A 15,796-nucleotide genomic window follows, 5' to 3' on the forward strand; every position below is an offset into this window, starting at 1 on the left:
TTCGCAAAATACAGATTCCGAGTGGTGGTCGGTCGGAGCCATCAGTAGGATAGGCCACCGTCACGGGCCACATCAAAGGCCCAATTTGCATAGCCGCGCGCTTATCGGCGCCGGTGAATCTAGGAATTCTTATGGACCGCGTGCGAAATTTACTGGAACAGATCCAGAGTCGCCTTGAAGAGCTGAACAAGGCCGAACGCAAAGTCGCCGAAGTGATCCTGCTCAACCCACAGCAGGCCACCCGCTTCAGCATCGCCGCCCTCGCCCAGGCAGCGTCGGTCAGTGAACCGACGGTCAACCGTTTCTGCCGTTCGTTCGGCGTCAGCGGCTACCCCGAACTCAAGTTGCAACTGGCGCAGAGCCTGGCCAGCGGCGCGGCCTATGTCAGCCGCGCAGTGGAAGCTGACGACAATCCCGAGGCCTACACGCAGAAGATTTTCGGCAGTGCGATCGCCTCGCTGGACAGCGCGTGCCAGGCACTGGACCCGAACCTTATCAGCCGCGCCGTCGACCTGTTGATCCAGGCCCGGCAGATTCACTTCTTCGGCCTGGGTGCTTCGGCTCCAGTGGCTTTGGATGCACAGCACAAGTTCTTCCGCTTCAATCTGGCGGTCACCGCCCACGCCGATGTGCTGATGCAACGGATGATTGCTTCGGTGGCGCACACCGGCGAGCTGTTCGTGATCATTTCCTACACCGGCCGCACCCGCGAACTGGTGGAGGTGGCGCGCATCGCCCGCGAGAACGGCGCTTCGGTACTGGGCCTGACGGCAGAGAATTCGCCGCTGGCCAAGGCCAGTACGCTGAGCCTGAATATTCCGCTGCCGGAAGACACCGACATCTATATGCCGATGACTTCGCGGATCATTCAGTTGACCGTGCTGGATGTGCTGGCGACGGGGATGACGCTGCGTCGCGGGGTGGATTTCCAGCCGCATCTGCGCAAGATCAAAGAGAGCTTGAATGCGAGCCGGTATCCGGTGGGTGACGAGTTCAACTGATCCGAATTTTGGGCTGAATTGTCCGGCCTATTCGCGAGCAAGCCCGCTCCCACATTCGACTGTATTTCTCCAGATGGAATGCAGTCACCTGTGGGAGCGGGCTTGCTCGCGAAGGCGTCAGCCAACTCACCGCAAATCTAGGCCGCAGCCCACGCCTGCAAACTCAAATGCGCCTTCTCCCCCGGCGCCAGATGCAGGCTGTCGGTGCCACCCGCCGCCGCTTCAACACACACAAACTCCGAGATCTCATCCCAGGTCACGCCCAGCAACGGCCGCGCGCCCGGATGCCACACCACGGTGTCCGCGCTGTCACCGGTATCGATGCACAACTCGCGCTGCCAGGCGTGATCCTTGAGCTGTAATTCGCCGTCGTGCTGGAACACTCGCTGACAGCCACCATCGACCCGCAACTCGCCTTCCTGCTGGCAAACCTCACGGTTCAACTGGTCGTAACCCTGCGCCCCTTCGAGCCCAGACAGCGCTATCTCACTCACGTCACCAATACGCCAGTACGCGTGCAAAGCCTGGCTCAACTGGCACGGCATGTCGTCCTGATGCTCGGTGCTCAGGCGCAATTCCATGCGTTCGCCCAGGTGTGCGTGCAGGTCCACCTGCCAGTCGCACAGCTGCAATTGCCAATGCAGGCGCACGCCGTCCTCGGCGCTGCTGCTGTCGAGCAGTTTCCAGTCCAGCAGGCGTGCCCAGCCATGGGATGGCCATGCGTTTTCGCTCGGGTGACGGCCATACCATGGCCAGCACACCGGCACGCCGCCACGAATCGCGCCGACATGCGGCCATTTCGCCGCGCACCACAACCACGGCTTTTGCCCGCGCGGTTGAAAATGCAGCAATTGCGCGCCCTGGCGACTGAACACCGCCTGACACAGCGGATGATCGATCACCAGCACATCGCGCATCTGATAGCGCTCCCAGGCGAACACCGGACGTTCGCGCAAGGATTTGAAGAAGCGTTGCAGCGGATGCTCATGCATGGGCCACGGTTCCAGATTCAACTTTCATGGGCTGCGACACCCCTGTCCAAAAAAAAGCGGACAGCCTTGGCTGTCCGCAAATATGCGCACATAGAGAGGAGCTTATCGCAGACGCGTCAGAACGTAGACTGAATTTTCAGGCCAGCGACCAAAGCGTTATCCACTTCATCCACACCGCCCGGATGAGTGATGTATTGCAGGTTCGGGCGCACGGTCAGCCAGTTGGTCACGTGGAAGCCGTAGTTGATCTCGTAGTTGTATTCGGTTTCACGAATCGGCGAGAACACCGGATTGTCGTAATCCGAAACGCCATTGGAGACGTTAAGCAGTTCGGCGTTTTTCTTCACGTCATCGTTGACGTGAATACGCGCAGCACCGATACCGAAGTCATCCTTCGGACGCGCATCGAACAGACCTTTGTACACAAACATCACGGACTGATAGTTGTCGATGAAGTTGGTGTCCTTGTCGTGGAACGTGGCGTTGGCGGCGATGCTCAGACCACGGCTCTTGTCACCGTTGTGGCTGGTGAGTTGTTGCTGTGCAACGAACCAGTAACCGTGCTTGCTGCTGTGGGTACGGTAGGCATCACCGGTGGTCGCCGCGTCGAAACCGTTGACGTCTTCGCGAACGTCGTCGGCATCGGCCGTGCTCTTGTAATAACCGACACGGTATTCGCCCGGCAGGCTGTTCGGGTTAGGCAACCAGACCAGTTCCACTGGCAATACGGTGCCTTTGGTGCCACTGCCGCTCAACTTGAAGCCGTTGCCATGTTCCAGCTGCGACGGGTTCTGGTTGTACGCACCGATCTGCGCGTAGAGCTCGTCGTTGATGTTGTATTTGACGCGAATGGCCGCCTGGCTGACCGGCCAGTTGTACCAGATGTTGGTCGCCCAGTTACCCACTTGCGAGCCGCAGAACGCCAGGTTCTGGAACTCGCACGGGAAGGTGTTGAAGTCTTCGCCTTCGCCGAAGTAACCGGCCTTGACGTCGAGTTTGTTGTCGAAGAACTGGTGTTTGATCCACAACTGGGTCAGCCGCACCATGTGGCCACGACCGTAGACTTCCTGCGAGGAGCTGAGTGTGCCGGCACGCGGATCGCCAACACGGTCGTTGGAAATGTTTTCGCCATTACGGTTGGTCAGCTGGATCTTGGCCTGGGTGTTGTCCCAGCCCCACAGTTTTTGCAGGTCCAGCGCCACGCCCAGACCGAACTGGTCGGAGTAGCGCGCCGTCTTGTCGTTGTTGTAGCCGCCGTGAAGGTTGCCGCCCACCTCACCGACGTAGTCCATCTTGATGTCGATGCCCTGCTCGATCAGCTTGGTCCGCTCGCCACCCCAGTCCCCGGTCATCCACTCCGAATCGGAGCTGAACGCGTCAGCCGCGTGGACGCTGCCGGCCAGCATCATTGCCGCAACTGCTGACAACTGGCCGATTCGCTGAGCGTTGTTGTTCTTCTTCATCCCTACATCCTCGTTTTATTGTTATTAACTGTTCTTCTTATTTAACGCGGTTTACATCTGATGCGGCGCGCGACAGGCCACGCACCGCGTGCTCCCTGCGGGAACGGGCCTGCCCGCTCCCGCCTGTGTTCATCAGCGACCCTTGAACTGGGCCACGTTGGCGCTGTGCGGTTCGGCTTTCGGCAGGCCCGCAATCCCCAGGCGTTCGCCGGACTGGGCGTCGAACAGCAGCACTTTCGACGGATCGAACTGCAGGGTCAGGGTTTCGCCCACCTGCGGTGCCACGTCCGGCGCCAGACGGCAGCAGACCTTGGTGTCGTTGAGGTTGACGAACACCAGGGTGTCCGGACCGGTCGGCTCGGTGACCTGCACTTCAGCCTTGATGCTCGGCAGGCCATTGCCCTCGCCGTTCGCCAGCGCGATCTGCTCCGGGCGCAGGCCGAGGATCACTTCGCGGTCTTCGAGACCGGCGTCCTGCATTGCCATCGGCAATTCGCACCGGGCCTGGCCGCTGTCGAGCAGCGCCACCAGACGGCCGTCCTTGCGTTGCAGGCGCAGTGGAATGAAGTTCATCGGCGGCGAACCGATGAAGCTCGCCACGAACAGGTTGGCCGGGTCGTTGTAGATCTCTTTCGGCGTACCGAACTGCTGGATGATCCCGTCCTTCATCACCGCCACTTTATCGCCCAGGGTCATTGCTTCGATCTGGTCGTGTGTCACGTAGACCGTGGTGGTTTTCAGGCGCTGGTGCATCAGTTTCATTTCAGTGCGCATCTCGACGCGCAGCTTGGCGTCGAGGTTGGACAGCGGTTCGTCGAACAGGTAGATCTTCGGACGACGCGCCAGCGCACGACCCATCGCCACGCGCTGCTGCTGACCGCCGGAGAGCTGGCCCGGCTTGCGATTGAGCAGGTGCTCGATCTGCAACAGCTTGGCCACGCGGGCGACTTCTTCGTCGATCGCCGACTGGCTCATCTTGCGGATCTTCAGACCGAACTCGATGTTCTCGCGCACGCTCATGGTCGGGTACAGCGCGTAGGACTGGAACACCATGGCGATGTCGCGATCCTTGGGGCTCATGCCGCTGACGTCCTGGTCACCGATCATGATCGCACCGCCGGTGATGGTTTCCAGGCCGGCGATGCAGTTCATCAGGGTCGACTTGCCGCAGCCCGAAGGCCCGACGAGGATCAGAAACTCACCGTCCTTGATCGACAGTTCGATGTTCTTCAGGGTGTCCGGCAGGCCGGCACCGTAGGTCTTGTTTACATTGCGAAGTTCGAGCGTAGCCATGATTACCCCTTGACTGCGCCGGCCGTCAGCCCGCGCACGAAATACTTGCCTGCGACCACATAGACCAGCAGGGTCGGCAGCCCGGCGATCATCGCCGCCGCCATGTCCACGTTGTATTCCTTGGCCCCGGTGCTGGTGTTGACCAGGTTGTTCAGCGCCACCGTGATCGGTTGCGAATCACCACTGGAGAACACCACGCCGAACAGGAAGTCGTTCCAGATCTGGGTGAACTGCCAGATCAGGCAGACCATGATGATCGGCGTCGACATCGGCAGGATGATCTGGCGGAAGATCGTGAAGAAGCCCGCGCCATCGAGACGCGCCGCCTTGATCAGCGCATCCGGAATGCTCACGTAGTAGTTACGGAAAAACAGCGTCGTGAACGCCAGACCGTAGACCACATGGATGAACACCAGGCCGGTGGTGGTACTCGCCAGGCCCATTTTGCCGAGGGTGAACGAGGCCGGCAGCAGCACGGTCTGGAACGGCAGAAAGCAGCCGAACAGCAACAGGCCGAAGAACAGCTGCGAACCGCGAAAGCGCCAGAACGACAGCACGTAGCCGTTCAACGCACCGATGGCGGTGGAGATGATCACGGCCGGCACGGTGATCTTGATCGAGTTCCAGAAGTAGCCGTCAACGGTGGCCCAGGCTTTCACCCAGCCAATGCCGCTGACCACGGTCGGCCAGCTCAGCAGGTTGCCGGTGGAGATGTCTTCCGGGGTCTTGAAGCTGGTCAACAGCATGACCACCAGCGGTACCAGGTACAGCAGGACCGCGAGGATCAGCACCGCGTAGATCGCGATGCGACTCAGGCTGATGGCAGGTTTCGAAGCGAGACTAGTCATGACGCTTGGTCCTCAGCTCGGAGTACAGGTAAGGCACGATGATCGCGAGGATCGCACCGAGCATCAGGATTGCACTGGCCGAGCCCATGCCCATCTGTCCACGGCTGAAGGTGAACGAGTACATGAACATCGCCGGCAAATCGGAGGAATACCCCGGGCCGCCGGCCGTCATGGCCGCCACCAGGTCGAAGCTCTTGATCGCGATGTGCGCCAGAATCATCACCGCACTGAAGAACACCGGACGCAGGCTTGGCAGCACCACTTTCCAGTAGATGCGCGGCATGCTCGCGCCGTCGATCTGGGCAGCGCGGATGATCGATTGATCGACGCCACGCAGACCGGCGAGGAACATCGCCATGATGAAGCCCGAGGCTTGCCAGACCGCCGCGATCACCAGGCAGTACACCACGCGATCCGGGTCGATCAGCCAGTCGAGACGGAAGCCTTCCCAGCCCCAGTCCCGCAGCAATTTGTCCAGGCCCATGCCCGGGTTGAGCAGCCATTTCCACGCAGTACCGGTGACGATCATCGAGAGCGCCATCGGGTACAGGTAAATGGTGCGGATAAAGCCTTCGCGACGGATGCGCTGGTCGAGGAACACTGCCAGCAGCACGCCGATCACCAGGGTGATGCCGATGAACATGCCGCCGAACACGGCCAGGTTCTTGCTCGCCACCCACCAGCGGTCGTTGTCGAACAGGCGCTCGTATTGCGCCAGCCCTGCCCACTTGTAGTTCGGCAGGAAGGTCGACGTGGTGAACGACAGGACAAACGTCCAGAGGATATAGCCATAGAAGCCCACCAGAACGATGAACATGCTCGGCGCCAGCACCAGTTTCGGTAGCCAGCGCTGCAATGCGTCGAACGGCGAGGCCTTGCTGAACACAGCAACAGAACTCATGGGAAGATCCAGTAGAAGGATTAAGAATTACGGATGCGATCCCTGTGGGAGCCAGCCTGCTGGCGATTGCGTTGTGTCAGTTCACACTTTCGGTGGCTGACGGTCCGCTATCGCGAGCAGGCTCGCTCCTACAGGCCAAGCATTACTTGGCAGCCTTGATGGCAGTGCCGAGTTTCTTGGCAGCGTCGGCCGGGTCGGCTTTCGGGTCGTTGATGAAGTTGGTCACGACATCAAAGAACGCACCCTGCACGGCCAGCGTGGTCGCCATGTTGTGCGCCATGCTCGGTTGCAGGCCGCCGCTCTTGGCGTCTGCCAGGAAGTCCTTGGCAGCGGTCTGGGCGCAGGAATCGAAACCGTACTTGCCCATGTCGGCGAGCATGTCGTTGCGCACCGGAATCGAGCCCTTGTTGATGCTGAAGACTTTCTGGAAGTTTTCACCCAGCACGACTTTGGCGATGTCCTGCTGACCGGCCGCGGTGCCCGCGTCCTTCTGCTTGAACACGGCCAGCGAGTCGATGTTGTAGGTGAACGCCTTGTCGGTGCCCGGGAACGCTACGCACTCGTAGTCCTTGCCGGCGACTTTCTTGGCGGCGGTCCATTCGGACTTGGCCCAGTCACCCATGATCTGCATGCCGGCCTTGCCGTTGATGACCTTGGCCGCTTCCAGGTTCCAGTCCTGGCCTTTGCCGTCCTGGTCCATGTAGGTCGCGACTTTCTTCAGCTCGGTCAGGGCCTTGACCATTTCCGGGCCGGTCAGGGCAGCGTTGTCCAGGTCGACCAGGGCTTTCTTGTAACCATCAACGCCCATCACCGACAGCACGACCGCTTCGAACACGGTGCTGTCCTGCCAAGGCTGACCGCCGTGAGCCAGCGGGATGAAGCCCGCAGCTTTCAGCTTGTCGCCGGCGGCGTAGAATTCTTCGAGGGTGGTCGGGGCTTTTTCGATACCGGCTTTCTTGAAGACTTCCGGGTTGATCCACAGCCAGTTCACGCGGTGAATGTTCACCGGCACGGCCACGTAATCACCTTCGAACTTCACGGTGTCAGAGACTTTCTTGTCGAGCAGGCTGTCCCACTTCTCGGACTTGGAAACGTCCTTCAGCACGTCAGTGTCGAGCAGACCGGTCGACGCCCATTCCTGGATGTCCGGGCCCTTGATCTGGGCAACGCCTGGCGGGTTGCCGGCTACTGCGCGGCTTTTCAGCACGGTCATGGCCGTTGCACCGCCACCGCCGGCGACAGCGCCGTCTTTCCAGGTGAAACCGTCTTTCTCGACTTGTGCCTTGAGCACATCGACGGCAGCTTTTTCGCCACCGGACGTCCACCAATGCACGACTTCCACCGAACCTTTGGATTCGGCAGCGGAAACACTCAGGGGCAGCACAGCGAGCGGGAACAGGGAGGCGACAGAAATGACAGTAGCGAGGCGAGAAATCGCATTCATCTGAGATGTACCTTTCTTGTTGTTATGCATGCAAGTCTGGTGCTTGCGCTGCACACGAGTTTAAACAGAGCGTTTCCCCCCGCAGGTAACGAAGGGACGCGCGAATGTCACCACATGGTTACACAGGAACGCTTCGAGACAGGTGTGCCAGAGCACTGGCCATGCTCGGTGCCAGCGGCAGACGCGGAATCAGAACAGCCTGCCAGGCGTGGTACAGATCCGGTTTGCCCGCCCAGATATCGGCACTTGGACGGTTTTGCGGGTCGAGTTCGTGATGCCAGCTGCCGTCGCAGCGGTCGATGAAATACGTTTCGCAAAACTCCCAGACCAGGCGATACCAGGTTTCGTACTGCGCATCGCCGGTGCGTTTGAGCAAGGCACTGGCGGCAGCGCTGGCCTCGGCGTGGGTCCAGTGCAGGCGATGACGCACCACCGCTTTGTTGTTCCAGTCGAGGGTATAGACGATGCCCGGCGCACCATCGACATCCCAGCCATGGCGGCAGTTTTGTTCGAACAGCTTTTGCGCATCGGTGGCCAGCCAGCCGGGCGTGAGCATGCCGGCCTGAACCCGCGCGGCTTCGAGGTGCAGCAACAGCCGCGCCCACTCGAAACCATGGCCCGGCGTGGTGCCGTAGGGACGGAAACCGTCGGCGGGATTGTCGTGGTTGTACTCGCGCAGCGGTTGCCAGTCGCGGTCGAAATGCTCGATCACCAGGTAATCGTTGGCGGCAGCGTGCCCGTGAATCACCCGCTCGACGATGCGTTGCGCACGCACCAGCCAGCGTGGGTCTTCGGTGACATCGGCCAGCGCAAGGAAGGCTTCGGTGGCGTGCATGTTGCTGTTGGCGCCGCGATAGGCTTCCTCTTCACGCCAGTCGCGATTGAAGAACTCGCGCATGGCGCCCTCTTCTTCGCTCCAGAAATAGGTGTCGATGATGTCGATGGCGTCATCCAGTAATGCCTGCGCGCCCGGACGTTGTGCGACCACTGCGGAACTCGCCGCCAGAGCGACGAAAGCATGCAGATAAGCGTTCTTGCCGGTGTTGCCGTCACGGTGTTCGGCGACGGCGAACCAGCCGCCGTGCAGCGCATCGCGCAACGGGCCGCGCAGGGCTGCAATGCCGTGATCGACCAGCTCGGCGAATCCCGGCAGGCCCTGAATGTGGGCCATGGCGAAGCTGTGGGTCATGCGTGCGGTGTTCATGGTTTCGGCTTGCGCGCCGGCCTGGAGCTGGCCGCGCTCATCGAGATTGCCAAACCCTTCGGGCAGCCGTGAAGCCTTGGCAAATGCCAGCAGGCGCAGGCCTTCATCGGCGAGCCATTGCTGGTGGGCAGGGGCGTTCAGCCAACTGCTGAAGCCCGGATTGAAATGATCCATGGGTGGCCTTTTTTGTTGTTATGACTGCGGGCAGTCTAAACAACGGGCCGGGAGGGGCTTGTAACGAAGGGGGCGGGTTTTGTCACCGACTAGTGACAATCAGATCAATCCGCCGAACGCGGCAATTGCAGGGTCACGCGCAATCCGCCTTCGCGCAGGTTCTGCAGCGTCACTTCACCGCCATGGCTATGGGCAATGTTGCGGGCGATCCCCAAACCGAGACCGTAACCCTGCTGCTGTCCCGCCAAGCGGAAGTGCGGCTCGAACACCTGCTCCAGCCGCTGCTCCGGTACGCCCGGCCCTTCATCGTCGACATGCAGCACGAATGCGCTTTCGTCGTCATCGATGTGCAAGTGCGCGTTCTGGCCGTACTTCAACGCGTTGTCGATCAGGTTGCCGATGCAGCGCTTGAGCGCCAATGGCTTGCCCGGATACGCCGCCAGCGCCCGCCCCTGCTGGGTCACGCGGCCGTTGCCGTTGGGCGCCAGATACGGCTCCACCAGACAGTCGAGCACATGGTTCAGATCCACCGGCTCGATGTTTTCGTGGATGTCGGTGTCCTTCACGCATTGCAGTGCGCCTTTGACGAGCAACTCCAACTCGTCCAGATCACGGCCGAACTTGGTCTGCAATTTTTCGTCTTCCAGCAGTTCGACCCGCAGTCGCAGGCGAGTGATCGGCGTGCGCAGGTCATGGGAAATCGCGCTGAACAACTGGCTGCGCTCGGTCAGGTAACGGCTGATCCGCTCACGCATGGTGTTGAAGGCGCGGCCCACTTCGACCACTTCACTGCCGCCGCCCTCGGCCACCGGCTCGACATCGGCGCCCAGCGACAAATCCCGCGCGGCCCGTGCCAGACGCTTGAGCGGCCGACTCTGCCAGTGCACCAGCAGGCCGATGAACAACAACAGAAAACCACTGGTGAAGACGATGAACCACACCTGCTGAGTCGGCAGGCCTTGTTCTTCGAGACTGGTGTAGGGCTCGGGCAACAGCGAGGCGATGTACAGCCACTCACCCGGCGCCAACTGAATCTGAGTCACGAGCACCGGCGGATTCACCGGCTCAAGCGTCAGCGCGTAATGCGCCCAGGAACGCGGCAATTCATCGAGCTTCAACCCGGCGTTGAAGATCCGTAGGTCATCGGGGCTGACGAAGGTCACCAGAATGTCGGTGTCCTGGCCCAGCGACTGACGCAGCACTTCATCCACCGCTTTCAGTACCGCGGCCTTGCGCGGCGTCACCGGCAGCACTTCCATGCCCAGCGGTTTGTCATTGAGCGTCACCACAAAACGCGTGCCGCCCATGCTGCGCAATTGGTCGAGCACCAGAGGCCGATAGGCCACCGGCAACGAGCGGAAATAACTGACGCTGGCGGTCATCGAATGGGCGAGGCTGCGGGCGCTGGTGACCAGCCCTTCGAGCTGGGTCGCACGCAATTGGGACACCCAGATCACGCTGGACAGGGTCTGGGCGAACAACACCGCGAGCAGCGTCAGCAGCAGCATTCGCCCAAGCAGCGAACGCGGCATCGGCACTTTGCGCGCGGTGGTGCGCAGGAACTCAATGACCATTGCCGGCAACCACATTGGCTGCCAGTTGGTAGCCGCTGCCGCGCACGGTGCGGATCAGGCGTGGCGGTTTTTCGGTGTCGCGCAGACGCTGGCGCAGGCGGCTGACGGCCATGTCGACGATGCGGTCGAGGGGCATCAGGTCGCGGCCACGGGTGGCGTTGCCGATGGTGTCGCGGTCGAGGATTTCCTGGGGATGATCGAGGAACAGTTTCAACAGGGCGAAGTCGGCGCCGGACAGAATCACTTCCTCGCCGTCGGCGTGAAACAGCCGATGGCTGACCATGTCCAGCCGCCATTCATCGAACGCCAGCACTTCACTGCCGCCACGTTCCTGGCCGAATTGGGCGCGGCGCAGCAGGGCCTTGATCCGGGCTTGCAGTTCGCGGGGGCTGAAAGGTTTGCCGAGGTAATCGTCGGCGCCGAGCTCCAGGCCGATGACCCGGTCGGCTTCGTCGGAACTGGCGGTGAGCATGATGATCGGCACCTGGGCCTGACGCGGATGCTGGCGCACCCAGCGGCACAGGCTGAAGCCGTCTTCATCGGGCAGCATCACATCGAGGATCACCAGATCGCTCGGCGCTTCATTGAGCGCCTGACGGAAACCGGCGCCATCCGCCGTGGCCCGTACCTGAAAACCCGCGCGGGTCAGGTAGGTTTCCAGCAACTCGCGTATCTCCTGGTCGTCATCGACCAACAAAATCGACTTGTTGACTGAGCTCACTTCGAAGGCATCCTTGTTGTTGGAATTGGGCGGATTATGCCTTAAGCATCGAACTTGCAAACACCACAGAACCACTGTGGGAGCGGGCTTGCTCGCGAAAGAGGTATATCAGAGACATCAAGGTNCCCGCTCCCACAGTTTTTACCGTATTTCAGGTCGGGATTGATTGATTCAGGGCCACGCCGGCGCCAACCAGGCCGGAATACGGCGCTGTCACCAACCACACCGGAATTCCCTTGAAGTAATCGCTCATGCAGCCCTTGTCGGCGAAGCTGCGGGCGAAACCGCTTTCGAGGAAGAAATCGGCAAAGCGCGGAATCACGCCGCCCACGATGTACACCCCGCCACGGCCGCCGGTGGTCAACACGTTGTTGCCGGCCACGCGACCGAGCCAGCAGCAGAACTGCTCCAGCACTTCCAGGGCAATCGGGTCGCCTGCAAGACCTGCCGCAGTGATGGCTTCCGGTGTGTCGAGTTTCGGTTCATGACCATCCACCGCGCAGATCGCCCGGTAGACCCGAGGCAAGCCGCCGCCGCTCAATGCGGTTTCCGCGCTGACGTGGCCGATCTCGTTGTGGATGTGCTGCCAGAGCTGGGTTTCACGCGGACTGCTCAGCGGCAGATCGACGTGACCGCCCTCTCCCGGCAACGCGGCAAACCGACCTTCCCCCAGATCGAGCAAGGTGCCGACGCCCAGGCCAGTGCCCGGGCCGATCACCACTGCCGGACGCAACGGCTCCGGCGTGCCTTCGCAGACCACGCGGAATTCGCCGGGCTGCAAACGGGTCATGCCCAGGGCCATGGCCGAGAAGTCATTGATCAGCAACAGCTGATCGACCTGCAAGGTCTGGCAGAACGCCTTGCGGCTCAGGCGCCAGTGGTTGTTGGTGAACTTGAATTCATCACCGCTCACCGGCCCCGCCACCGACAGGCACACCGAACCGATGGCGCCCGGCGCCAGACCGAGCCCGCTCAGGTAGAGGCCGATCGCCTCTTCCGGGCTGGCATGGTCGGCCGTGGCCAGCACCTGAACCGATTCGAGCTGCTGATCTTTCCACAACGCAAACCGCGCGTTGGTGCCTCCGATGTCACCGACCAAAGCCAGTTTCAATTAAGCGTCTCCAGGGCAGAAGTGAAGGCGCTGGCGCCCTGCTCCGCCGAGCTGAAGGCCAAACGCATGAAGCCAAACAGTTCGCGACCGCTGCCGATGTTGTTGCCCAACAGGCCTTTGGCAGGTTCGCGCGCTGCGAATTCGGCGGCGTCCACCTTGAGTTCCAAGGTGCCTTTGACGCCATCGACGCGGATGATATCGCCCTCTTGCACGCGCGCCAAAGCGCCGCCGACATAAGCTTCAGGGCTGACATGAATGGCCGCCGGGATTTTCCCCGACGCGCCGGACATGCGCCCGTCCGTCACCAGCGCCACCTTGAAGCCGCGATCCTGCAGCACGCCGAGGAACGGCGTCATCTTGTGCAGCTCAGGCATGCCGTTGGAACGCGGCCCCTGGAAGCGCATCACCGCGACAAAATCCTTCTCCAGCAGACCGGCCTTGAAAGCGTCGGCCAGATCCTGCTGATCCTGGAACACCATGGCCGGTGCTTCGACGATCTGGTTTTCCAGCGCCACGGCGGACACCTTCATCACGCCGCGACCGAGGTTGCCTTCCATCACCCGCAAGCCGCCCTCTGCCGAGAATGCACGGGCCACCGGACGCAGGATGTTTTCGTCGAGGCTGTCGGTCGGGCCTTCGCGCCACACCAGCTTGCCGTTATCGAGGAACGGCTCTTTGGTGTACTGGCTCAGGCCGTGGCCGAGCACGGTGTTGACGTCTTCGTGCAACAGGCCGGCTTCGAGCAGTTCGCGGATCAGGAACGACATGCCGCCCGCCGCCTGGAAGTGGTTGATGTCGGCCTTGCCGTTCGGATAGACGTGGCTCAGGGTCGGCACGACTTCGGAGAGGTCGGCCATGTCCTGCCAGGTCAGTTGAATGCCTGCCGCCATGGCGATGGCCGGCATGTGCAGGGTGTGGTTGGTCGAACCGCCGGTAGCGTGCAGCGCGACGATCGAGTTGACCAGCGCCTTCTCGTCGACGATTTCGCCGATCGGCAGGAAGTTGCCGTTCTGTTTGGTCAGGCGCGTGACCTGATGCGCGGCTTCGCGGGTCAGGGCGTCACGCAGCGGCGTGTTCGGGTTGACGAACGATGCGCCCGGCAAGTGCAGGCCCATCACTTCCATCAGTAACTGGTTGGTGTTGGCGGTGCCGTAGAAGGTGCAGGTGCCCGGGCTGTGGTAGGACTTCATCTCCGATTCCAGCAGCTCTTCGCGGGTCGCCTTGCCTTCGGCGTACTTCTGCCGCACGTCAGCTTTTTCCTTGTTGGAAATCCCCGAGACCATCGGCCCGCCCGGGACGAAGATCGTCGGCAGGTGACCGAAACGCAGGGCGCCCATCATCAGGCCCGGCACGATCTTGTCGCAGATGCCAAGCATCAGCGCGCCGTCGAACATGTTGTGGGACAGCGCCACCGCCGTCGACATCGCGATCACTTCGCGGCTCGGCAGGCTCAGTTCCATGCCCGGCTCGCCCTGGGTCACGCCGTCGCACATGGCAGGCGTGCCGCCGGCGAACTGGCCGACCGAGCCGATTTCGCGCAGGGCGTTCTTGATCTGTTCCGGGAAGACTTCGTACGGCTGATGCGCCGAGAGCATGTCGTTATATGACGAAACAATTGCGATGTTCGCCGAGTTCATCATCCGCAGGCTGTGCTTGTCTTCGCTGCCACACCCGGCCACGCCGTGGGCGAAGTTGGCGCATTGCAGTTTGCCGCGCATCGGCCCGTCGGTGGCGGCGCCGCGAATCAGCGCAAGGTAAGCCTGACGCGTGGCGCGGCTGCGGGCGATAAGCCGTTCGGTGACCTCAAGAACGCGGGGATGCATGTGTAGAACTCCAGGCTAACGGATGTGGCGACCTGATTGTCTATGCTGATCAAAAGCCCGTTCGCGTGGGATGACGAACGGTTTTGTTGATCATTCGGACCAGTTGATTCAGGTCACTCGTTGTAGATAAAACAAAATATTGCCACTAAAAAGGCTTGTTTTCTATTTTTATGCGAATAATCTTGTAATTCCAACAACAAAACGACGGCGGCGCTGTTCAATGACTCTTCGAATCGCAATCAATGGTTTTGGCCGCATCGGCCGTAATGTCCTGCGCGCACTGTATACCCAAGGCTATCGTCAGGATTTGCAGATCGTCGCCATCAACGATCTGGGCGACAGCGCGATCAATGCGCATCTGCTCAAATACGACACCGTTCATGGCACATTCGACGCCGAAGTGGCTCATGACAACGAGAGCCTGACCGTCAACGGCGACCGCATTTCGGTCAGCGCCATCCGCAACCCGGCCGACCTGCCTTGGGCCGCGGAAAAGATTGACGTGGTGTTCGAATGCACCGGTCTGTTCACCGACCGCGCCAAAGCCGCTGCGCATATTACCGCCGGCGCACGCAAAGTGATTATCTCGGCCCCGGCCAAGGGCGCCGATGCCACCGTCGTTTATGGTGTGAACCACGACATTCTGCGCCAGTCGCACCAGATCATTTCCAACGCCTCGTGCACCACCAACTGCCTGGCCCCGGTGGCTCAGGTGCTGCACCGCGAACTGGGCATCGAAAGCGGCCTGATGACCACGATTCACGCCTACACCAACGACCAGAACCTGACCGACGTTTATCACACCGACCCGTACCGCGCCCGCTCCGCCACCCAGAACATGATCCCGAGCAAGACCGGCGCTGCTGAAGCCGTGGGCCTGGTGCTGCCGGAACTGGCCGGCAAACTGACCGGCATGGCCGTGCGCGTGCCGGTAATCAACGTGTCGCTGGTTGACCTGACTGTACAGTTGAAGCGCGAAGCCTCGGCCGATGAAGTCAACGCATTGATGAAAGCGGCGAGCCAGCATTCGAAGATCCTCGGCTACAACACCCTGCCGCTGGTATCGAGCGATTTCAACCACAACCCCCTGTCGTCGATCTTCGACGCCAACCACACCAAATCCACCGGTAAACTGCTGAAAGTGCTGGCCTGGTATGACAACGAGTGGGGCTTCTCCAACCGGATGCTCGATAACTGCCTGGCGCTGTGCAACGCGGAATAAAACGCCTAACCCCTGTGGGAGCGGG

The 15,796-nt window shown here is 61.1% G+C and carries 13 protein-coding genes; 2 read left to right on the forward strand and 11 right to left on the reverse strand.

The genetic code is table 11. The features are described from left to right. The first annotated feature begins 140 nt into the window (after positions 1 to 140). Positions 141 to 1,001 (forward strand): MurR/RpiR family transcriptional regulator, encoded by an 861-nt coding sequence (locus ACTJK9_RS12195; RefSeq protein WP_169842436.1) that lies wholly within the window; start codon positions 141 to 143, stop codon positions 999 to 1,001. 137 nt (positions 1,002 to 1,138) lie between these two features. Here ACTJK9_RS12195 and ACTJK9_RS12200 read toward each other — a convergent pair whose 3' ends face one another. The 11 genes from ACTJK9_RS12200 to edd all read right to left on the reverse strand — a co-directional run bounded on the left by ACTJK9_RS12200 (position 1,139) and on the right by edd (position 14,549). Beyond that, a complete protein-coding gene (locus ACTJK9_RS12200) occupies positions 1,139 to 1,993 on the reverse strand; it encodes a D-hexose-6-phosphate mutarotase (protein WP_085610785.1) in 855 nt (284 codons plus the stop codon). A 116-nt stretch (positions 1,994 to 2,109) separates the two neighbouring features. Continuing rightward, entirely contained in the window at positions 2,110 to 3,456 is a 1,347-nt protein-coding gene (locus ACTJK9_RS12205; RefSeq protein ID WP_039766091.1) for a carbohydrate porin, read from the reverse strand. Positions 3,457 to 3,588: 132 nt separating this feature from the next. Further along, positions 3,589 to 4,749, reverse strand: coding sequence for an ABC transporter ATP-binding protein (locus ACTJK9_RS12210; protein ID WP_085610787.1), 1,161 nt, complete (start codon positions 4,747 to 4,749; stop codon positions 3,589 to 3,591). Between the two features lie 2 nt (positions 4,750 to 4,751). Continuing rightward, positions 4,752 to 5,597 carry a carbohydrate ABC transporter permease gene (locus tag ACTJK9_RS12215; RefSeq protein WP_007951164.1) on the reverse strand — a complete coding sequence of 282 codons (846 nt, stop codon included), beginning with the start codon at positions 5,595 to 5,597 and terminating at the stop codon, positions 4,752 to 4,754. After that, on the reverse strand, positions 5,590 to 6,498 hold the full coding sequence (locus tag ACTJK9_RS12220) for a carbohydrate ABC transporter permease (RefSeq protein ID WP_011335609.1): 909 nt from the start codon (positions 6,496 to 6,498) through the stop codon (positions 5,590 to 5,592). The genes ACTJK9_RS12215 and ACTJK9_RS12220 overlap by 8 nt, the downstream gene beginning before the upstream one ends. A gap of 142 nt (positions 6,499 to 6,640) precedes the next feature. After that, positions 6,641 to 7,942: an ABC transporter substrate-binding protein gene (locus tag ACTJK9_RS12225; RefSeq protein ID WP_085610788.1), complete on the reverse strand. Its 1,302-nt coding sequence runs from the start codon at positions 7,940 to 7,942 to the stop codon at positions 6,641 to 6,643. A gap of 118 nt (positions 7,943 to 8,060) precedes the next feature. After that, positions 8,061 to 9,320, reverse strand: a complete 1,260-nt coding sequence (locus ACTJK9_RS12230) for a D-mannose isomerase (protein ID WP_440814049.1) — start codon at positions 9,318 to 9,320, stop codon at positions 8,061 to 8,063. 104 nt (positions 9,321 to 9,424) lie between these two features. Continuing rightward, the gene (locus tag ACTJK9_RS12235) at positions 9,425 to 10,852 is read right to left on the reverse strand and encodes an ATP-binding protein (RefSeq protein ID WP_201816532.1); all 1,428 of its coding nucleotides are present in this window, start codon (positions 10,850 to 10,852) and stop codon (positions 9,425 to 9,427) included. A gap of 31 nt (positions 10,853 to 10,883) precedes the next feature. Beyond that, positions 10,884 to 11,615: a response regulator gene (locus ACTJK9_RS12240; RefSeq protein ID WP_011335612.1), complete on the reverse strand. Its 732-nt coding sequence runs from the start codon at positions 11,613 to 11,615 to the stop codon at positions 10,884 to 10,886. A gap of 151 nt (positions 11,616 to 11,766) precedes the next feature. After that, positions 11,767 to 12,726: a glucokinase gene (locus ACTJK9_RS12245; protein WP_221397984.1), complete on the reverse strand. Its 960-nt coding sequence runs from the start codon at positions 12,724 to 12,726 to the stop codon at positions 11,767 to 11,769. Beyond that, on the reverse strand, positions 12,723 to 14,549 hold the full coding sequence (gene edd, locus ACTJK9_RS12250) for a phosphogluconate dehydratase (RefSeq protein ID WP_440814053.1): 1,827 nt from the start codon (positions 14,547 to 14,549) through the stop codon (positions 12,723 to 12,725). The genes ACTJK9_RS12245 and edd overlap by 4 nt, the downstream gene beginning before the upstream one ends. A gap of 220 nt (positions 14,550 to 14,769) precedes the next feature. On the opposite strand from edd, the gene gap reads away from it, so the two are divergent. After that, positions 14,770 to 15,771 (forward strand): type I glyceraldehyde-3-phosphate dehydrogenase, encoded by a 1,002-nt coding sequence (gene gap / locus ACTJK9_RS12255; protein ID WP_064598953.1) that lies wholly within the window; start codon positions 14,770 to 14,772, stop codon positions 15,769 to 15,771. The last annotated feature ends 25 nt before the right edge of the window (positions 15,772 to 15,796 follow it).

The sequence above is a fragment of the Pseudomonas sp. 22082 genome, from assembly GCF_052046055.1.
GTDB lineage: Bacteria > Pseudomonadota > Gammaproteobacteria > Pseudomonadales > Pseudomonadaceae > Aquipseudomonas > Aquipseudomonas pharyngis.